16 protein-coding genes and 2 pseudogenes are annotated in these 19101 nt (G+C 74.7%); 5 read left to right on the top strand and 13 right to left on the bottom strand.

Annotated elements, in window-relative coordinates:
- Positions 1-17: 17 nt before the first annotated feature.
- Positions 18-1589: a PLP-dependent aminotransferase family protein gene (locus tag IG64_RS16260; RefSeq protein ID WP_037856565.1), complete on the bottom strand. Its 1572-nt coding sequence runs from the start codon at positions 1587-1589 to the stop codon at positions 18-20.
- Between the two features lie 47 nt (positions 1590-1636).
- Here IG64_RS16260 and IG64_RS38850 point away from each other — a divergent pair.
- Positions 1637-2425 (top strand): annotated as a pseudogene (locus tag IG64_RS38850) (EamA family transporter); the annotation flags it as partial.
- 93 nt (positions 2426-2518) lie between these two features.
- On the opposite strand, the gene IG64_RS16270 reads toward IG64_RS38850, so the two are convergent.
- The gene (locus tag IG64_RS16270) at positions 2519-3349 is read right to left on the bottom strand and encodes an alpha/beta fold hydrolase (RefSeq protein WP_037856568.1); all 831 of its coding nucleotides are present in this window, start codon (positions 3347-3349) and stop codon (positions 2519-2521) included.
- A gap of 639 nt (positions 3350-3988) precedes the next feature.
- Here IG64_RS16270 and IG64_RS16275 point away from each other — a divergent pair.
- Positions 3989-4750 (top strand): GntR family transcriptional regulator, encoded by a 762-nt coding sequence (locus IG64_RS16275; protein WP_037856569.1) that lies wholly within the window; start codon positions 3989-3991, stop codon positions 4748-4750.
- A gap of 106 nt (positions 4751-4856) precedes the next feature.
- On the opposite strand, the gene IG64_RS16280 is transcribed toward IG64_RS16275, so the two are convergent.
- Positions 4857-6014, bottom strand: a complete 1158-nt coding sequence (locus IG64_RS16280) for an ROK family transcriptional regulator (RefSeq protein ID WP_037856570.1) — start codon at positions 6012-6014, stop codon at positions 4857-4859.
- Positions 6015-6258: 244 nt separating this feature from the next.
- Here IG64_RS16280 and IG64_RS16285 point away from each other — a divergent pair, with 244 nt between their 5' ends.
- On the top strand, positions 6259-6702 hold the full coding sequence (locus tag IG64_RS16285) for a hypothetical protein (RefSeq protein ID WP_037856571.1): 444 nt from the start codon (positions 6259-6261) through the stop codon (positions 6700-6702).
- 93 nt (positions 6703-6795) lie between these two features.
- Here IG64_RS16285 and mug read toward each other — a convergent pair whose 3' ends face one another.
- From mug to IG64_RS16325, 8 genes are all read right to left on the bottom strand, one after another.
- Positions 6796-7347 carry a G/U mismatch-specific DNA glycosylase gene (gene mug, locus IG64_RS16290; RefSeq protein ID WP_078884040.1) on the bottom strand — a complete coding sequence of 184 codons (552 nt, stop codon included), beginning with the start codon at positions 7345-7347 and terminating at the stop codon, positions 6796-6798.
- Positions 7344-8786, bottom strand: a complete 1443-nt coding sequence (gene purB, locus IG64_RS16295; RefSeq protein WP_037856575.1) for an adenylosuccinate lyase — start codon at positions 8784-8786, stop codon at positions 7344-7346. Before purB ends, mug begins: the two co-directional genes overlap by 4 nt.
- 59 nt (positions 8787-8845) lie before the next feature.
- Positions 8846-9679 carry an SGNH/GDSL hydrolase family protein gene (locus IG64_RS16300; protein WP_051812971.1) on the bottom strand — a complete coding sequence of 278 codons (834 nt, stop codon included), beginning with the start codon at positions 9677-9679 and terminating at the stop codon, positions 8846-8848.
- 219 nt (positions 9680-9898) lie between these two features.
- Positions 9899-10912, bottom strand: a complete 1014-nt coding sequence (locus tag IG64_RS16305; RefSeq protein ID WP_037856577.1) for a hemolysin family protein — start codon at positions 10910-10912, stop codon at positions 9899-9901.
- Positions 10909-12297 carry a hemolysin family protein gene (locus IG64_RS16310; RefSeq protein WP_037856583.1) on the bottom strand — a complete coding sequence of 463 codons (1389 nt, stop codon included), beginning with the start codon at positions 12295-12297 and terminating at the stop codon, positions 10909-10911. The genes IG64_RS16305 and IG64_RS16310 overlap by 4 nt, the downstream gene beginning before the upstream one ends.
- A gap of 171 nt (positions 12298-12468) precedes the next feature.
- Positions 12469-12903, bottom strand: coding sequence for a GNAT family N-acetyltransferase (locus IG64_RS16315; RefSeq protein ID WP_037856586.1), 435 nt, complete (start codon positions 12901-12903; stop codon positions 12469-12471).
- Between the two features lie 128 nt (positions 12904-13031).
- Positions 13032-15605, bottom strand: coding sequence for an ABC transporter permease (locus IG64_RS16320; RefSeq protein WP_037856588.1), 2574 nt, complete (start codon positions 15603-15605; stop codon positions 13032-13034).
- A 5-nt stretch (positions 15606-15610) separates the two neighbouring features.
- Entirely contained in the window at positions 15611-16456 is an 846-nt protein-coding gene (locus IG64_RS16325) for an ABC transporter ATP-binding protein (RefSeq protein WP_051812976.1), read from the bottom strand.
- A 203-nt stretch (positions 16457-16659) separates the two neighbouring features.
- Between IG64_RS16325 and IG64_RS16330 the strand changes: the two are divergent.
- A pseudogene (locus IG64_RS16330) lies at positions 16660-16869 on the top strand (toxin-antitoxin system HicB family antitoxin); the annotation flags it as partial.
- A 211-nt stretch (positions 16870-17080) separates the two neighbouring features.
- Positions 17081-17455: a hypothetical protein gene (locus IG64_RS16335; RefSeq protein ID WP_037856590.1), complete on the top strand. Its 375-nt coding sequence runs from the start codon at positions 17081-17083 to the stop codon at positions 17453-17455.
- 8 nt (positions 17456-17463) lie between these two features.
- On the opposite strand, the gene IG64_RS16340 is transcribed toward IG64_RS16335, so the two are convergent.
- Entirely contained in the window at positions 17464-18225 is a 762-nt protein-coding gene (locus IG64_RS16340; protein WP_051812973.1) for a class I SAM-dependent methyltransferase, read from the bottom strand.
- Positions 18226-18348: 123 nt separating this feature from the next.
- Positions 18349-19101 (bottom strand): dethiobiotin synthase, encoded by a 753-nt coding sequence (gene bioD / locus IG64_RS16345; protein ID WP_037856594.1) that lies wholly within the window; start codon positions 19099-19101, stop codon positions 18349-18351.

Raw genomic sequence — 19101 nt, forward strand, 5'->3', positions numbered from 1 at the left:
CGCGTCCGCCGCCGGCCCTACGCGTCGGCCGCCTCCGCCATCAGCCGTACGCCCGCGCGGATCCGGGCCGGCGGCAGGTGGGCGTACCCCAGGACGAGGCACACGCCTGGCCCGGCGTCGTCACGTCCCCGGTCCGCCGCCGCGCCGGTCACGCCGCCGGGACGCGTCCGAGTGGTCCCCCCGCTCCGGGTGTCCGTGTCCGGGGCGGCGCCCGGGACCGTGGCCGGCCGGCCCGCGCCGCGCTCCGGGATCGTGTCCGCACGCGCGTGCGTGTACGCCGTCAGCGTGCGCACCGCGACACCGGCGGCGCTCGCGCGGGTGAGGAACCGGTCCTCCGGGCCGTAGCGTCGCGGCAGGGCGGCGATCAGGTGCAGACCGGCCGCGATCCCCGAGAGCCGTACGCCGGGGAAGTGCTCCCGCAGGGCGGCGACGAGCGTGTCCCGGCGTTCCCGGTAGGCGCGCTGGCAGCGGCGCAGCTGACGGTCGTAGTCGCCCCGCTCGACGAAGTGGGCGAACAGCGCCTGGTCGACGGTCGGATGACCGAGGTCCATGGTCCGCTTGCGCTCGACGACCTCGTCGGCCAGGGAGTCGGGCACGAGCAGCCACCCCAGCCGCAGCCCGGGCGCCAGGGACTTGCTGACCGAGCCCGCGTAGACGACGTGCTCGGGGTCCAGGCCCTGGAGCGCCCCGACCGGGGCACGGTCGTAGCGGAAGTCGCCGTCGTAGTCGTCCTCGAAGACCAGGCCGTCCACCGACCGGGCCCAGTCCAGCAGTTCGGTGCGGCGCCGGGCGGAGCACGCGATGCCGGTGGGGAACTGGTGCGACGGCGTGGTCACCACGGCCCGTAGCCCCGCGCGGTGCAGCGGCCCGAGGGCCGGACCCTGCGCGTCCAGCGGCAGCGGGACGGTGCCCACGCCGACGGAGGCGTACAGGGCGCTGTGCTGCGGGCTGCCGGGGTCCTCGACGCCGACCAGCCGCGTACCGCGCGCGTGCAGTACGGAGCCGAGCAGGCAGGTGGCCTGGGCCACGCCCGAGACGACCACGATCCGCTCGGGGTCGGCGACGACGCCCCGGCGCCGCGTGAGCAGCCCGGCCAGGGCCGTGCGCAGCCGGGGCAGCCCGCGCGGGTCCGGGTAGCCCAGGTCGTGATGGGGGAGGTCCGCCAGCACGGCGCGGTGCGCGGCGGCCCACGCGGTGCGCGGGAACAGGGACAGGTCGGGTGTGCCGGGCACGAAGTCGGCGCGGGCGCCCGGGGCTCGGGGAGCGAGGTCACGCGCGCGCGGGCGGGCCGCCCGGACGGCCCCGCCCACCCAGGTGCCCGCGCCGCGCCCGCTGCGCAGGTAGCCCTCCGCCGTCAGCTGCTCGTACGCCTCCGTGACCAGCCCCCGCGACACCCCGAGGTCCGCCGCGAGGTCACGGCTGGAGGGCAGCCGCGTTCCCGGGGCGAGCCGGCCCGAGCGGACCGCCTCACGCAGCGCCGCCTGGAGCGTGCGTCCGCGCGCGCGGGCGGGCGCGGACGCGGCCGGCAGCAGCAGCTCCCAGGCGGCGGTGCCGGTCAGCCCGCGCGGATTGGTCCCCGATGACGTCATGGAAGTGGACCTTAAACCGGACCGCCGCGCTGCCTAGCGTCGCCGTCATGAACGCCACCACCTCGCGCGGGGCGCTGCTCGCCGCGCTCGCCTGCCTCCTCGTCGGAGGGTCCTTCACCGCCAACAGCGTCCTCGGGCACTACCCCTGGGCGGGGGGCCAGTTCCTGCGCTACGCACTGGCCTGTCTGCTGCTCATGCCGCTCGCCGGACGGGGCGCGGCGGCCCGGCTGCGGTGGCTGACCCCGCGCCGGTGGGCCCGGCTCGCGCTGCTCGCCGCGGTGGGCATGGTCGGTTTCAACCTGGCCGTCATCGCCGCCGAGCGCACCGCCGAACCGGCCGTGCCCGGCGTCTTCGTCGGCTGCGCCCCGGTGGTCGTGGCGGTCCTCGTGCCGCTCCTGGAAGGACGCCGCCCGCGGCGGACCGTGCTCCAGGGCGCCTGCCTGGTCGCCGTCGGTGCCCTCGCGGTGCAGGGCTGGGGCCACACCGACGGCGCCGGGATCGCCTTCTCCGCGGGGGCGCTGGCGGGCGAGGCCGGTTTCGCGGTCCTCGCGGTGCCCGTGCTGTCTCCGCTCGGGCCCCGGCTGCTGTCGGCGGTGGTGTGCGCCGTCGCCGCCGTGGAGTCGGCGGCCGTGGGGCTCCTGCTCGACGGCGGCGCCTGGCTGCGGCGCCCGGACGCGGGTGAGGCCGCCGCGCTGCTGTGGCAGGCGGCGGTCGTGACCGTCGTCGGCTTCGTGTGCTGGTACATGGGCGTGCAGCGGATCGGCGCCGAGCGCGCCACGCTTTTCTCGGGCCTCATCCCGGTCGCCGCCGCCTGCTCCGCGCCCCTGGCCGGCACCGGTTCCTACGGCGCTGCCCAGGCCGTGGGCAGCGCCCTGGTCGGCACCGGGGTCGCCGTGGGCTCCGGGGCGCTGCGGCGGGCCCGGCGGCGCTCAGCGGCTCCCGTCGAGGAGCACCCGCGCGACCAGCGCCGGATCGTCGTTCATCGGGACGTGTCCGCAGCCGGGCAGCCGCACCAGCCGGGCCCGCGGGACGGTCTGCTTGGCGCGCACGCCCTGCCGGGGGATCAGCAGACGGTCCTTGGTGCCCCAGGCCACGGTGACGGGGATGCCCGGGATGTCGTCGGTGAACCGGACCCCGACGCCCGCCCTGAGCGTCTCCTCGAAGCCGGTGGCCTGCGCCAGGGCCAGCGTCTCGGCGACCACGGCCTCGGGTGAACGGCGGCCCGGCCGCGCGTAGATCGTGCTCGTCAGGACGGTGCGGCCGGCCGCCGTGCGCGACAGCCGCTCGACCAGCGGCAGCGGCGTGCGCCGGGCGACGGCCCGCATGCCCTGGAGCACGCCGAACGCGTACCGGCGTTCGGCCTGGGACCAGAACCCGGCCGGGGACAGCGCCGTGACGGACCGCGCCCGCTTCTCGCGGCCCAGTTCGAGGGCCAGCAGTCCGCCCAGGGAGTTGCCGGCCACGTGGGGCCGCTCGATCTCCAGGGCTTCGCACAGGGCGCCGAGGGCGGCGTTCATGGTCGGCAGGTCGTGCCGCAGCCCGTCGGGCAGGGCGGGCGACTCCCCGAAGCCGGGCAGATCGACGCAGATCACGTCCCGCTCCGCCGCGAGGAGGTGGACCACCGGGTCCCAGGCCTGCCGGTGGTGGCCTATGCCGTGCAGCAGGAGCAGCGGCTCACCGGTGCCCACGCGCGCGTAGGACAGCGTCACGGTCCGCGGACCGTGCGCGGAGGGGACCGGGAAGGAGACGGTGGCTGACATGGATGCTCCTCATCGGGGTCATCGGGGTCATCGGGGTCAGGGGCGGGGCACGCACGGGGATCACCGGGACGCCGGGATCGCGAGCGGGCATCGGGTAGACAGCTTGTCAGCAATTACTACCGGCGGGTAGCCCCCCCGGCACACGGGAGCGCCCCCGTTCCCCGGGATCGTCTGGACACCGCCGCGCGGGTCGGCTGGGACGGCGTGGGAGCTCAAACGGCGGCCCCGCCACCCCGGTCCTGGCCGGCGGCGAGCCCGACGGCGTCTTCCGGGTGGGCGTCGCCGACGGCCGGATCAAGACCGTCCACATCATCCGTAATCCAGACAAACCGGCGCCTCTCGCCGGCGTATGAGCCGCTCCGGCGAACCGGCCGGCGGCCCGGGGCGCCGCGTCCGGCTCCCGCGGGGCGGCCGAAGCCCCCGTCCGCATGACGGGGGCTTCGCCGTCATGCCGTGAACGCCCGCCTGCGCGAACGCCGCGTGAACGCTGTGCGCCGCGGCGGGCCCCGGCCCCCATGCGGCCGATGATTGGTCTTGACCAAGGGTGAGGGCAGCCCTATGGTCGCAGATAAGTGCAACAACCTTTAATAAACAAGGGCGCTGAAACGCCGCCGAACCACGGCGATTGCGGAGGACAGGGTGGGGACCACGCAGCTGGAATCGGTGCCGGAGCCGAAGTACTGGCACCTGAAGACCGTGCTCAGTGAGGCACTGGACTCCGAGTTCTCGGTCGGCGAGATCCTGCCCAACGAGCGGGACCTGGCCGCGCGCTTCGGAGTGGCCCGGGCGACCCTGCGCCAGGCCCTGGAACAGCTGGAGCTGGAGGGCAGACTGCAGCGCCGCCGCGGGGTCGGGACCACCGTCGCACCCCCGCGCGTGGGTGTGGCGGTCGGCGGCGAGCAGCACACCTGGCCGGGCACGGCGGACGACGCCTGGCATCCCGTGGACTGCGTCCAGGCGGTACCGCCCGCGGCTGTCGCCGACGCCCTGGGGGGCGACCGCGACGAGCCCGTGCACACGGTGCGCCGGTCCCGGGTGAGCCACGGCCAGCCGGTCGCCGCCGAGCTGCTGTACGTGCCGGCGTCCTCGGTGCCCGACCTGACCGCGATCGACGCGCCCTCGGGACCGGCACGCGCGCGTGCCGTGCTGCGCGAGCTGCAGCGCCTGGACCTGGAGGGCCAGGAACGGGCGGTCGAACTCGGCTCGGCCCGCGCCGACGACGCCAAGGAGCTGGACCGGCTGCCCGGCGCGCCCGTCCTCGTGGTGACGACGCGCTTCGTCGCCGCGGGGGGCACCGCCGCGCTCTCCGTGGCCACCTACCGGGCCGACACCTGCCGGCTCACCTTCGGGGACTCAGGGCGTGTGGAGATCCACCACGGCCCGGAACGGAAGGCCTCCTGACCACCGGCTGACGGGCCTTTGCGCCGCCCCGCGGAGCGGCCGCCGCCGTGGAGCCGCCCCGCCGGGGCCCGGCGCCCAGCCCTGCGGGTGCCGCCGCCCGCGGGGTTCAGCGGCGGTTCGTCATCGTGCTCTCCACGGCGAAGAGCTCCTCCTCGACGTGGTCCAGGGCCAGCCGCAGGGCGCCCGTCGTCACGGCGGCCTCGCCGAGCACCGACAGGGTCACCTGCGGGGTCCGCAGGCAGTAGCGGGCCAGTTCTCGCCGCAGCGGTTCCAGTACCCCGTCCAGGCCCGCCGCCCAGCCGCCGACCACCACCAGTTCCGGGTCCAGGGCCAGCACCAGTGCCGCCACGTCGTGCACGAGCCGCTGGATGAAGCGGTCCACGGCCGCGAGGGCCCGCTGGTCGCCTTCCCGGGCCAGGGCGAAGACGCCCGCCACCGCCTGCTCGTCCAGGGGGTGCAGCGGCTGGTCCGTGGTGGACAGGAGCGTCTCGGGCGTGACGTCCCGTCCCAGCAGGTGCAGCGCGCCGATCTCGCCGGCGGCACCGCCGAACCCCCGGTGCAGCCGGCCGCCGATCAGCGAACCGGCGCCCGGGCTCAGCCCCGCCAGCACGAACACCACGTCGTCCGAGGCGGTGGCGGCGCCCTTCCAGTGCTCGGCGAGCGCCGCCGCGTTGGCGTCGTTCTCCACCAGCACCGGGCACCGGAAGGAGCGCCCGAGCCGTTCGCCCAGGTTCAGGCCCGTCCAGCCGGGCAGCGCGGTGCCCAGCCGCACGACACCGCCCGCCTCGACGATCCCCGGGGTTCCCACCCCGACGGCCCGCAGCGAACTGCGCGGAACCCCGGCCCTGCGCAGCAGTTCGGCGACCGCGGTGCGCAGCCGCTCCAGGCGTTCGTCCGCGTCGGCGGCCTCGCCCACCTCCTTGGCCTGGGCGCCGAGCACCCGCCCGTCGAGGTCGGACAGGAGCGCCGCGACGCGGTGGGCACCGATCTCCAGGCCGAGCAGGTGCCCGGCCTCGGCCCGGAACCGGTAGCGCCGTGCGGGCCGCCCCTGACGCCGGGCCGCGCCCTCCTCGGCGGCCTTCTCGGCGACCAGGCCCGCTTCCACGAGGTCCTCGACGACGCCCTCGACCGTCGGCCGGGACAGGCCGGTCAGCCGGGTGATCTCCGTGAGCGTCGCGCAGTCCGCGGCACGCAGCGCGTGCAGCACCACCGCGGAATTGATCCTTCGCAGCAGCGAGGGATCCCCGCCGGTCAGCCGCCCCAACGTCCGTCCTCCCAGCTCGTGCGCGTGTTGGGCGGATCGTACTCGGCGCGGGCCGGGGCAGCGAGTGCCGGTACGGCGGGTGCGGTGCCGCCCGGGGGCAGCCGGCCCGGCCGGTCCGGTCCCGGGCGGGCCCCCGGCCCCGATCGCCGTCAGGCCCTCCGCCAGCGCAGTACTCCCGCCGCAGCGCGCGCACCCCCGCCTGACGCACCGCCAATTGTCAGTGGTGGCCGCTTTACTGGAACGCATGGACATCGCGAAGGCTCTCGCTGTGATCGACCGGCTGTGCGCCGCGGCGTTTCCCGCCGAGCCCACCAGGACGGACGTCGGCACGGCGGGGCCGGGTTACCTGATGGCCGAGTTGGCGACGAGCGACGACTTCTGGGAGGACGACGGCAGCCGGCGGGAGGAGACGGCGGATCAGTTCCAGTGCGACCGCGACGGGCTGGGGGAGCGGTTGACCGAGCGGTGGGGGAGTCCGCAGGCGTTCAGCCTGTACAGCGTGTTCGAACGGGTCACGCGCGGGGAGGAGACGGCGGAGCCGTGGGCCTCGCTCAGCGGGCACGTGCCCGACGTCCAGGTGTGGCGGGCGTCCGGGAGCGGCCGGTGGATAGCCCTCGGCGTCTCCCAGTGGGACCAGGAGCTGCCCTTCCAGCTCCTGGCGGTCGTCACGGCCACCGACCCGCCATGACCGGCGTGAGTGCCGCGTCTCCCGGACCACCACGAGGGCGGCGGCCGGAGGGACGGCCACGACCACCTCGACTCCCGCGACGGCCGCACGCCGTCACACGGCCTCCGCCGCCGCCCGCAGCCGGGCGAACTCCACGGCCATGGTCTCCGCTGTCCAGTGCGCGTTCAGACCGCTCGGATTGGGCAGCACCCACACCCGGGCGGAGCCGATCGTCCGCTCCTGCGGCCCGACCTGCGCCCGGCGTTCGCCGAAGGCCGCCCGGTACGCGGTGACACCGACCACGGCCAGCCACCGGGGCCGCAGCCGTGCCACCTTGAGCGCCAGCAGCCGCCCGCCCTCGCGGTACTCCTCCGCCGTCAGCTCGTCGGCCCGGGCCGTCGTGGGCCGGGCCACCACGTTGGTGATCCCGAGCCCGTACGACAGCAGCTCGTCCTGTTCGGCGGGCTTGAGCAGTCTCGGGGTGAACCCGGAGCGGTGCAGCACCGGCCAGAACCGGTTGCCGGGGCGGGCGAAGTGGTGGCCCGTCACGGCGGTCGTCAGACCGGGGTTGATGCCGCAGAACAGCACGCTGAGACCGTCCGCGACCACGTCCGGTACGAGACGGTCGCGGGCGGCCTCGAGCTGTGCCTGGGTGAAGCGGGTCAGAGGATCGCCCCCGGGGCGTAGGCGGCGGCCTCCGGGTGCTCCTTGACGATCGCCTCGATACGGCCGACGACCGCGCCGACCTGGTCGGCGGCGGCGCCCGTGAAGGACAGCTTGTCGGCCATCAGCTCGTCCAGCTGCGCGCGGTCGAGCGGGAGGCGCTCGTCGGCGGCCAGCTTGTCGAGCAGGTCGTTGCGCTCGGCGCCCTGTTCGCGCATGGCGAGCGCGGTCGCCACGGCGTTCTCCTTGATGGCCTCGTGGGCCACCTCACGGCCGACACCGGCGCGCACCGCGCCCATCAGCACCTTGGTGGTGGCGAGGAACGGCAGGTAGCGGTCCAGCTCGCGGGCGATCACCGCGGGGAAGGCACCGAACTCGTCGAGCACCGTGAGGAAGGTCTCCAGCAGTCCGTCCAGCGCGAAGAACGCGTCCGGCAGCGCGACCCGGCGCACCACCGAGCAGGAGACGTCACCCTCGTTCCACTGGTCGCCCGCCAGCTCGCCGGTCATCGAGGCGTAGCCGCGCAGGATCACCATGAGGCCGTTGACGCGTTCGCAGGAACGGGTGTTCATCTTGTGCGGCATCGCCGAGGAGCCGACCTGGCCGGGCTTGAAGCCCTCGGTGACCAGCTCGTGCCCGGCCATCAGACGGATCGTCTTGGCCAGCGACGACGGGGCCGCCGCGAGCTGCACCAGCGCGGTGACGACCTCGTAGTCGAGGGAGCGCGGGTAGACCTGGCCGACCGAGGTGAAGGCCTGGCCGAAGCCCAGGTGGGCGGCGATCCGCCGCTCCAGCTCCGCCAGCTTCGCGGCGTCGCCGCCGAGCAGGTCCAGCATGTCCTGCGCGGTGCCGACCGGGCCCTTGATGCCGCGCAGCGGATAGCGGCCCAGCAGTTCCTCGACCCGCCCGTACGCCACCAGCAGCTCGTCGGCCGCGGTGGCGAACCGCTTGCCCAGGGTGGTGGCCTGCGCGGCGACGTTGTGGGAGCGGCCGGCCATGACCAGCTCGCCGTACTCCGCGGCCAGCTTGCCCAGTCGGGCCAGGACGGCCACCGAGCGGTCGCGCACCAGTTCCAGCGAGAGCCGGATCTGCAGCTGCTCCACGTTCTCCGTGAGGTCGCGGGAGGTCATGCCCTTGTGCACGTGCTCGTGCCCGGCGAGGTCGTTGAACTCCTCGATCCGTGCCTTCACGTCGTGCCGCGTGACCTTCTCGCGCTCGGCGACGGAAGCCAGGTCGACCTGGTCCAGAACACGCTCGTAGTCGGCGATGGCCGCATCCGGGACGTCGATCCCGAGATCCTTCTGGGCGCGCAGCACGGCGAGCCAGAGCTGCCGCTCCAGCCTCACCTTCTGCTCGGGCGACCACAGCGTGGCGAGCTGGGCGGAGGCGTAGCGTCCGGCGAGGACGTTGGGGATGCGGGGCTTGGCGGGAGCGGAAGTCACGTGTACGGATTCTACTGGCGAATCGTGCAGGCCAGCGCCACCGGGGCCTTCGTCCGAACCTACGAGGGCCGGGAACCGGAGGAGCCGAGGTGCTGCGCGCCGGCCGCGTCCGGGCCCGGGTAGGGCAGCAGCTCGGGACGCTTGGCCGGGCGCCCGTCACCGGAGGAGCGGCCGGTCAGCCGCCTGCCTATCCAGGGGAGCAGGTGCTCCCGGGCGAAACGGGCGTCCGCGGCCCGGCGGGTCAGCCAGCCCGGCGGCACGGTCGCGGGCAGCGGCGTGCGCCACTCGGGGTCCTCCGGCTCGTGGCCGAGCGCCTGCCACACCGCCTCCGCGACCCGGCGGTGGCCCTCTTCGGTCAGATGCAGCCGGTCCACGCCCCACAGGCGCGGGTCGGCGAGCGACGGGGCCCCGTACAGGTCGGCGACGACCGCGCCGTGCCGCTCGGCCAGCTCGTCGACGCAGGCGTACAGCTCCTCCATGCGGGGCCGGAACCGCTCCAGGACGGGGCCCTGGCGGCCCGGGCTGCGCATCAGCACGAGCTGCCTGCACGACGGCGCCAGCCGCTCCACCGCCTGCGTGAGCAGTCCGCGCACCCGGCCCATGTCGCACTTGGGCCGCAGGGTGTCGTTCAGTCCGCCGACCAGGGTGACCACGTCGGCCCGCATGGCAGCCGCCGCCTCGACCTGCTCGTCGACGATCTGCCCGATGAGCTTGCCCCGCACGGCGAGGTTGGCGTACCGGAAGCCGGGGCTGCGCTCGGCCATCCGGGCCGCCAGCAGGTCGGCCCAGCCCCGGTAGGAGCCGTCGGGCAGCAGGTCCGACATGCCCTCGGTGAAGGAGTCGCCGACCGCGACCAGGCTGGAGTACGGGGGGTTCGTGGCGTTCGTCTGCATGGCGTGAGCGATGGTAACCCACCGCCACATCCGCATACCAAGCGGTCGGTCTCACCGGGCAGGTCCCATTCCCACCGGCCGGGACCACCAGCCAGGCCCGCCGCCCGGGCCCGCTGCCTGGACCGGCCACCCGGGCCCGCCGCCTGGACCGACCACCCGGGCCCCGGGTCCTGGGCCACCCGCTGGCGCCCGCCTCGGTCAGGACGGCGGGCCCCTGCCTCAGACGCGCTGCCCGAACAGTTCCCGCAGCACGTCCTCCATCGTCACCAGCCCGGCCAGCCGCCCGTCGGTGCCCAGCACCGCCGCGAGGTGCGTACGGCTGCCGCGCATCGCGGTCAGCACGTCGTCCAGCGGGGTGCTCTCCCTGACCCGGGCGATCGGGCGCATGTCACGCGGCCGGAACGGCTCGGTGCGCGGCGAGGCGTCCAGCGCGTCCTTCACATGCAGGTACCCGATGATCCGGCGCTGCTCGTCGACCACGGGGAAGCGCGAGAAGCCGGACTCGGCCGACAGCCGCTCCAACTGCTCAGGAGTGACCCCGAGACGGGCGTAGACCACCTGCTCCAGCGGCAGCACGACGTCGCGCACCGGTCGGCTGCCCAGCTCCAGCGCGTCGTGGAGCCGCTCCTGCGCCCGGTCGTCGATGAGACCGGCCTCGCTGGCGTCCTTGACGATCTCGGCCAGTTCCGTGTCCGTGAAGGTGGCCGAGACCTCGTTCTTGGCCTCCACCCGCAGCAGCTTGAGCAGGACGTTGGCGAACGTGTTCACCGTGAAGATCACCGGACGCAGCGCGCGGGACAGCGCGACCAGCGGCGGGCCGAGCAGGAGTGCGCTGCGCACCGGCTCCGCGAGCGCCACGTTCTTGGGCACCATCTCGCCGAGCAGCATGTGCAGATAGGTCGCCAGCGCCAGCGCGATCACGAACGACACCGCGTGGCCCGCCCCGGACGGCACACCGACCGCGTGGAACACCGGCTCCAGCAGGTGCGCTATCGCGGGTTCGGCGACCACACCGAGGACCAGGGTGCACAGGGTGATGCCGAGCTGTGCCGCCGCGAGCAGCGCCGACACGTGCTCCAGGCCCCACAGCACGCTCCGGGCGCGCCGGTCGCCCTCCTCGGCGTACGGCTCGACCTGGCTGCGGCGCACCGAGATCAGCGCGAACTCGGCGCCCACGAAGAAGGCGTTGACGACCAGGGTCGCCAGACCGATCAGAATCTGTACGGCGGTCACCGGCCGGCCCTCTTCCCGTCGCTCAGGTGCTTGTCCGCGTGCCGGTCGCGCACCGCGGCGGCGGCGTCGTGACGGCTGCCGTCGAGCGGGGCGTGCAGCAGCACACGGGCCGCGCGGCGCCCGCTCGCGTCCACCACGTCCAGCCGCCAGCCCGCCACGTCCAGGACGTCGCCCGTCTGCGGTATCCGGCCCAGTTCCGCGGCGACCAGGCCCGCCAGGGTCTCGTAGGGACCGTCGGGCGCCCGCCAGCCCACGCGGGCCAACTGGTCGACCCGGGCGGAGCCGTCGGCCGAGAACAGGGAGCGGCCCTCGTCGTCCGCCCCGGCCGGGGCGAGGTCGGGTGTCTCGTGCGGATCGTGCTCGTCGCGCACCTCGCCGACGACCTCCTCGACGATGTCCTCCAGGGTCGCCACCCCGGCCGTGCCGCCGTACTCGTCGATGACGACCGCCATCGTCCGCCTGCCGGACAGCCGGTCCAGGAGCCGGTCGACGGTCAGCGACTCGGGGACGAGCATCGGCTCGCGCATGATCTCGGAGACCCGCAGGTGGGTGCGGCGCTCGGCGGGCACCGCCAGGACGTCCTTGACGTGGGCCGTGCCCACCACCGAGTCCAGGCTGCCGCGGTACACGGGGAAGCGGGACAGACCGGTGGCCCGGGTCGCGTTCGCCACGTCCTCGCAGGTGGCCTGGGCCTCCAGGGCGACGACCTGGACCCGCGGCGTCATCACGTTCTCCGCGGTGAGGTCGGCCAGGTTGAGCGTGCGGACGAACAGCTCGGCGGTGTCCGCCTCCAGGGCGCCCTGCTTGGCCGAGTGCCGGGCCAGCGCCGCCAGTTCCTGGGGCCCGCGCGCGGAGGCCAGCTCCTCGGCGGGCTCCACCCCGAGCCTGCGCACCACGCGGTTCGCCGTGTTGTTCAGGTGGGTGATGAACGGGCGGAACGCGCCGCTGAACCAGCGCTGCGGGGTGGCCACGCGCCGGGCCACGGCCAGCGGTGAGGAGATCGCCCAGTTCTTGGGCACCAGCTCACCCACCACCATCAGGAACACGGTGGACAGGGCGGTGCCCACGACCAGGGCCACGGAGGTCGCCACGGACCGCGAGATGCCCAGCGACTGGAGCGGACCCGCGAGGAGCTTGGCGATCGAGGGCTCGGCGAGCATGCCGACGACCAGGTTGGTGACGGTGATGCCGAGCTGCGCGCCGGACAGCTGGAACGTCAGGTTCCGTACGGCTTTTAGGGCACCGGCGGCGCCGCGCTCACCGCGCTCGGCCGCGCGCTCCAGCGCGCCGCGCTCGACGGTGGTGAGCGAGAACTCGGCCGCGACGAAGGCGCCGCAGGCCAGCGACAGCAGGACCGCCACGAGCAGGAGGAGCACTTCGGTCATCGGGTCACCCCCCTCCCATGGTCGGCCAGGACACGGGGGATCGCGCGGTGGTGCGTACGGCTACTGGGAGGCTCGCCCATGGACGGACGCTCACAACCTTTCATGGAGGACCGGGTGTCCCTCCATGGTAAAGGACGGGCAAAAATACCCTCCGGAGTGCCGGGCTTCCGGTCAGTCCGTCCGGTCCGCGAGCGGCTTCATCCAGCGCCGCCAGTGCTCCTCCGGCGCGTAACCCGCCGCCCGCCAGGCGAGGTGCGCCCGCTCGTTGCGCGTGAGCACCATCGCGTCGCCGCGCCGCCCGCCGAGCCGTACGAAGCGTTCCTCGGCGGCGGCGAGCAGGGCCGAGCCGATGCCCCGGCGCCTGCGCCCGGGATGCACCGCCAGCCGGTACAGGTGGCAGCGCCAGCCGTCGAAGCCCGCGATCACGGTGCCGACCAGCTCACCGGCGTCCTCCGCCAGCAGCAGCGCCTCCGGGTCGCGTGCGACCAGTCGTGCCACGCCGTCCCGGTCGTCACTGATGCTCGTGCCCTCCGCCGCCGTCCGCCAGAAGGCCAGCACGGTGTCGAGGTCGGCGGGGACCGCGGGCCGGATACGCATGTCAGTCATGGCGCGATCCCACCACCCAGGCCCGTGCATCGAGCCCGAATTCCATCATGCGGACGTTCGGCCCCGCCGTTCCGCCGTTCCGCCGTTCCGCCGTCTCTCCGCTCACCCCGCCTCGGTCACCGGTCCCCTCACTCGTGCGCGATCGCCGCCAGCACGTTCATCCGGGACGCCCGCAGGGCCGGCAGCAGGGCCGCGACGATCCCCACCACGGCCGAGCCGATCACGACCGCCACGATCGTGCTCCACGGGATCGCCAGCGTCTTCATCCCCTGCAGGGCCAGGACCCGCTGGGTGCACAGCCCCCACACCAGTCCGAGCGCCAGTCCGAGGACCGCGCCGAACACCGCGATCACCACCGACTCCAGCCGGATCATGCGCCGCAGTTGCCGCCGCGCCAGCCCGATGGCCCGCAGCAGCCCGATCTCCCGCGTCCGCTCCACCACCGACAGCGCCAGCGTGTTCACCACTCCGAGCACGGCGATCACGATGGCCAGCCCGAGCAGCGCGTAGACCAGGTAGAGCAGCACCGCGATCTGGTCGTGCACCAGCTTCTTGTAGTCGGCCTGGTCACGCACCTGCACGGTCGGATACGGGGCGAGGGTCTTCTCCAGCCGCTCGCGCAGCCGGGCGGGGCTCGTGCCCGGGGCGGCGTTCACGTACAACGCGGCGTCCTGCGTGCCGGGGGCGTACCGGTCCAGGGTGCCGATGCCCAGGTACAGGCCGCCCTGGAGACCGAACCCCTCCGCCGTGTCCTGGTCGGTCAGGGCTCCGACGGTCAGGTCGCCCCGGAGTCCGCCCTGGAACTCCGCGGGCACTGCGGTGCCCAGCCGCACGCCGTGCTTGCGCGCGAAGTCCACGTCCATGGCCAGGTGCCCGCCGGCCAGCGCCGTCGCGGTGTTCCCGGCCGAGTACGTCATGTGGGCGACGTCGTCCAGCCGACGGTCGTAGGCGGAGGCGACCGTCTCGACCCGCTTGCCGTCCGGCAGCCGCACCGCGATCGCCGCCAGCCGCTGCCGGACCACGAGACCCGCCCCGGCAGTGGCCCGGACGGTGTGCGTGACCTGCTGCGGGAAGGGCATGAACGTGCGGTTCTGCACGATGTAGTCGGCGCCGAGCGTGCGTTCGATCTGGTGGTCGATGGAGCGGGTCATGGAGGCGCTGGCCACCGACATCCCGCCGACCAGGGCGAGGCCCACCATCAGGGCGGCGGCCGTGGCACCGGTCCGGCGCGGGTTGCGCAGGGCGTTGCGCTGGCTCATCCGGCCGACCGCGCCGAAGAGCGCGGGGAACCAGCCGCCCAGCACCCGGATCAGCGGACGCACCAGGAGCGGGCCCGCGATCACGGTCGCCACCAGCGTCAGGACGACACCGAACCCGAGGAGCGTGACGGCGGTCGCGGTCCGGCCGGCCGCGGCGCACCCCCCGAGCGCTACCGCACCCGCAGTGCCGAGCACCGCCCCCGCCACCGCGCGGACCTTCAGGGGCCGCCCCACGCCGGCGACCTCGGTGTCCGCGAGGGCCGCCATCGGGGAGACGGCCGCGGCGCGGCGGGCCGGGAGGTAGGCCGCCACGAACGTCACGCCGACCCCGATGACGTACGCGGCCAGGGGTGTCGTCCACCCGATCACCATCTCGGTCGTGCGCAGGTGCATGCCGAAGACGCCCAGGAGGCGGATCAGGCCGGCCGCGAGACCGATGCCGGCCGCCAGGCCCAGCGTGGAGCCGGCCAGGCCCAGCAGCACCGCCTCGGTCAGCACCGACCGGCGCACCTGCCGCCGGTCGGCGCCCAGGACGCGCAGCAGCCCCAGCTCGCGGGTGCGCTGGGCGATCAGCATCGCGAAGGTGTTGACGATCAGGAAGACACCGACGAGGACCGCGATCCCGGCGAAGCCGAGCATCACGAACTTGATGATCGCCAGGAAGGGGCCGAGGCTCGCCGCGGCCGACCTCGCGTGCTCGGCCGCAGTCTTCACGTCGTACGCCCCGGCGCCGCTGCCCAGTGCCGCCACGATCCGCTCTCGCAGCCCGGTGTCCGTGACGCCGGCCGCCGCGTCGACGGAGATGCTGGTCGCGCGGGCCGTCGAGCCGAGCAGCCGGGTCTGCGCGGTCGGCGTGTCGAGGTACAGCAGCGCCGCGCCCGGATTGGTGGTGGTGAAGGTGGCGATGCCCACCACCCGCACCCGGAAGGTGCCCGGCTGCGCCTGGACCGTCAGCACGTCACCGGTCCGCACGTGCTGGTGCGCGGCCGTGTCCGCGTCCAGCAGGGCCTCGCCGGGGCCGTGCGGGGCGTGTCCCGAGGTCAGTCTCACCGGGCTGTGGTCGGTGACCTCCCAGTTTCGGGCGACGGTGGGGGCGCCGGTGGTCGGGCCGACCGGCCGGTTCCGGCTGTCGACGACGACCACGGTGTCGACCGAGGCGTCGACGTGGGCGGCCGCGACGCCCGGCACGCGGGACAGCCGTCCGGCGAGCGAGGCGGGCACGGTCTGCACGGCCCCCGTGTGCAGGGGCGATCTCAGCTCCTGCCGGGGGGCCACGGTGACATCGGCCGCGGTGGAGGCGAAGAGCCGGTCGAAGGTGCGGGATACGGTGTCGGAGAAGATCGTGCTGCCCGCGACGAAGGCCACGGACAGCACGATGGCCAGGGCGGAGAGCAGCAGCCGCCCCTTGTGGGCGAGGAAACTGCGCAGCGTCGCCTTGAGCACGCCGGTCAGGCCTCCTCGACGGCGGTGCCGTCCCCGTCGCGGAACAGGGGGCCGCCGCCTGCCGGCAGGCCGCCGATCAGACCGGGTGCGGGCGGGCGCAGGTCGGCCCCGGCGAACAGGCGCATGCGCTCCAGCACCGCCTCGGCCGTCGGGTGGGGCATCTCGTCGACGATCCGGCCGTCCGCGAGGTAGAGCACCAGGTCGGAGTGGGCGGCGGCGCCCGGGTCGTGGGTCACCATGACGACGGTCTGTCCGAGGCCGTCGACGGCGTCCCGCAGGAAGCCGAGCACCTCCAGGCCCGCCCGCGAGTCGAGGTTGCCGGTCGGCTCGTCCGCGAAGATCAGTTCCGGCCGGGAGGCGAGGGCCCGCGCGCAGGCCACCCGCTGCTGCTGGCCGCCGGAGAGCTGCGCGGGCCGGTGCCCGAGCCGGTCCCTCAGCCCCAGCGTGTCGACGACCTGGTCCAGCCACCGCGGGTCGGGCCTGCGGCCCGCGATGTCCATCGGCAGGGTGATGTTCTCCAGGGCGTCGAGCGTGGGGATGAGGTTGAACGACTGGAACACGAACCCGATCCGGTCCCGCCGCAGCCGGGTCAGCTCGCGGTCCTTCAGAGCGGTGATCTCGGTGTCACCGATCCAGACCTGCCCGGCCGACACGGTGTCCAGCCCCGCCAGGCAGTGCATCAGCGTGGACTTGCCGGAGCCGGAGGGACCCATGACCGCGGTGAAGCGGCCGCGGGCGATGTCCACGTCCACCGAGTCCAGGGCGAGTACGGCCGTCTCGCCCGATCCGTACGCCTTGGTCAGCCCGCGGGCGCGGGCCGCCGCGCCCGCGGCCGGCGCACGGCCCGGCATGACGACGGGTGGGGACACGGTGGCCTCCTCGGCGGCGGGTCGGCCCGGAATGTCCTGACTCATAACTTTTCTCTCCCCGGTCGAGCGTAGTGTGACCGACCGCCCGGCCGGTATCCCCCCGAGGGCCGAGCCGGTCCTGCGGGCACCGCCGCCGTTCCTGTCCTCCCTTGCCGTTGCTAGCGGTCCGGCGCTAGCGTCGAGGCATGGCGAAGACCCAGCTGAACGTGCGGGTGGACGAGGGCACGGCCCGCGCCGCCCGCGAACGCGCCCTCGCCCGCGGCATGAGCGTCAACCGCTACATCGAGGAACTGGTCCGTCAGGACACGGGCGAGATCGGCCGCACCTTCGTGGAGGCCGCCGCCGACTTCATGAAGAGCTACGAGGCCGTCTTCGCGCAGGAGTTCGACGGAGCGTCCGTACGCCGACCGGTGCCGAGCGCGGCCGAGGACCCCGCGACCGTCGCGGACGGGGAACACCCGAAGGCGGCGGAGGAGGAACCCCCGACCGTCGGCGACGAGGGCCGCGCCATCGCCGCGGCCGAGGGCCCCGCGACCGTCGCCGGCGAAGAGCGCGCGATCGTCGCGGACGACGTCACGCATCACCGCGAAGGGCGTCGCTGAGCCCTTGAGCGACGTCCGCATCGACCTTGCCTGGCTGCTCATGCTCGCCGAACGCATGACACCCGGAGACCCCCAGGTCACCGACTGGGGCGCCCTGGTGGCCGCGGTGGCGCGCCACCGCGCCGAGATCTTCGACGTGCCCGTCTACGACTCCCCGCAGGCGCGCGCCGCCGCGCTGCTGCAACTCCTCGTCCACGTCCCCGCCCTGGAGCGCTCCAACGCGCTGTTCGCCTCCGCGGTGGCGTACGCGTACCTGGTCGCCAGCGGACTGAAGGTCTCCCCCTCGCCCGAACAGGTGCGTGATCTGGCGCGGCTGGTCAAGAGGGGGGACGCCTCGGTGCACGAGATCGCCCGAGAACTGCGCCGGTGGAGCGCGTGACCGGCTGATCAGGGGCCTGCGCCGGGCCCGCCTCCCGCACCGGACCGGGACCCTGGGCCCGGCCCCCCGCCCGGGTCGTGCCGTCCGTCCGCGGCCGGGCGCCAGGCCGTGCCCAGTGAGCAGTACGAACTCGGCAGGACCGGCCCCGTCTCCGGCAGCAGCACCCGGCGGCAGGGACCCAGGACGAAACCGGCCGTCCGCAGCGCGGCCACCGGATCGCGCGACAGACGGCAGCCGCCGCTCAACGGCGGCCACACCGTGCGGTCCAGGGCCCGCTGGGCGAGGCGCATCGCCCGGCCGCCGCCCACGCCGTGCTCGAGGAACCGCACCTCGCCGCCCGGCCGCAGCACCCGCCGTGCCTCGGCCAGGGCCCGGGACACGTCGTGCACGCTGCACAGCACCAGCGAGAACACCACCGCGTCGAAGGCCTCGCTCTTGACCGGCAGCGCCTCGGCGCACCCCGGCACCACGTCGACCGGCACGTCGGCGCGCAGGGCCGCCGCCACGGCCTTGTGCCGCAACAGGCGCTCCGGCTCGATCGCGACGACCTCCGCGACCCCGCCGGGGTAGTGCGCGAAGTTCAGCCCGTTGCCCGCGCCGATCTCGATCACCCGTCCCGTGAGACCGGCCAGCAGCCGCTCGCGCAGCCCCGCCATGCCCAGCCGGGTCTCCGCGGCCACGCTGAGGCGGGCGTAGCAGCGGGCGAACAGCGGATGACGGACGGGATCGCGCCCGGCCCTGCCGGAGCCCGTGGTGGAGCAAGGCGGCATGCTGGCCTCCCGGTCCGTATCGGTGCCTGGGGTGAGTGTCCCCCGTCCGGCCGCCCGGCACGCGCGGCCGCCACCCGCGCGCGGGAGCACGCCCGCTGCCACGCGCGGGAGCGCGAGGAGCCGTCAGTGCGCGGGAGCGCGCCCGGCCTGACCGAACGGCGCGGGCGCCTCGCGCACCGCGAAGGCCGCCGCGTCCCAGCTGCCGTCGAGGCGCGGCGCGAGCCACTGCCCGGCGTCCCTGCGGAAGGCGGCCGGCGCCAGTGCCCCCGCACCCTCGGGCAGCGCGCCGAGCAGGGGGGCGCCGGCCACCAGCGGCAGGTCGGCGACGTTGCACCGGGAGGCCAGGTCGGGGCGGGCGGGCCAGCTGCCGATCACCACACCGAGCAGGGCCAGCTCGCGCTCGCGCAGCGCACGGGCGGTCAGCTCGGTCGTGTTCAGCGTGCCGAGCCCGGCGGAGGCGACCACGAGCACAGGGGCCCGCAGCAGCTTCGCGGCGTCCGCGAGGGTCCCGCCCGCCGCGTCGAACCGCACGAGGAGGCCGCCGGCGCCCTCCACCAGCACCAGGTCGTGCTCGGTCGCCAGCTTGGCGGCGGCCTCGGCCACCTCCTCCGGCCGCACCGGCGCCCGTCCGGCACGCAGCGCGGCCGTGCCCGGTGCCAACGGCTCGGGGTAGCGGGCGACCTCACGTGCCGTCACCGGACCGGCGAGCCGCGCGACCTCGTCGGCGTCCCCGCGCTCGTGCGGGCCCACACCCGTCTGCGCGGCCTTCAGCACGGCCACCGACCGGCCGGCCGCGAGGGCCGCCGCGGCGACGGCGGCCGTCGCGACGGTCTTGCCGACCTCCGTGCCCGTCCCCGTGATCACCAGTACCGGCAT

Origin of the sequence: Streptomyces sp. NRRL S-340 (assembly GCF_000720185.1) — a bacterium.
In the GTDB taxonomy this organism is placed as follows: domain Bacteria; phylum Actinomycetota; class Actinomycetes; order Streptomycetales; family Streptomycetaceae; genus Streptomyces.

Excerpts from the sequence above, each read along its gene's own strand:
- IG64_RS16260 (WP_037856565.1), bottom strand. The coding sequence starts at position 1,589 with ATGACGTCATCGGGGACCAATCCGCGCGGGCTGACCGGCACCGCCGCC.
- IG64_RS16270 (WP_037856568.1), bottom strand. The coding sequence starts at position 3,349 with ATGTCAGCCACCGTCTCCTTCCCGGTCCCCTCCGCGCACGGTCCGCGG.
- IG64_RS16285 (WP_037856571.1), top strand. The coding sequence starts at position 6,259 with ATGGACATCGCGAAGGCTCTCGCTGTGATCGACCGGCTGTGCGCCGCG.
- IG64_RS16300 (WP_051812971.1), bottom strand. The coding sequence starts at position 9,679 with ATGCAGACGAACGCCACGAACCCCCCGTACTCCAGCCTGGTCGCGGTC.
- IG64_RS16310 (WP_037856583.1), bottom strand. The coding sequence starts at position 12,297 with ATGACCGAAGTGCTCCTCCTGCTCGTGGCGGTCCTGCTGTCGCTGGCC.
- IG64_RS16315 (WP_037856586.1), bottom strand. The coding sequence starts at position 12,903 with ATGACTGACATGCGTATCCGGCCCGCGGTCCCCGCCGACCTCGACACC.
- IG64_RS16325 (WP_051812976.1), bottom strand. The coding sequence starts at position 16,456 with ATGCCGGGCCGTGCGCCGGCCGCGGGCGCGGCGGCCCGCGCCCGCGGG.
- IG64_RS16340 (WP_051812973.1), bottom strand. The coding sequence starts at position 18,225 with ATGCCGCCTTGCTCCACCACGGGCTCCGGCAGGGCCGGGCGCGATCCC.
- bioD (WP_037856594.1), bottom strand. The coding sequence starts at position 19,101 with ATGCCGGTACTGGTGATCACGGGGACGGGCACGGAGGTCGGCAAGACC.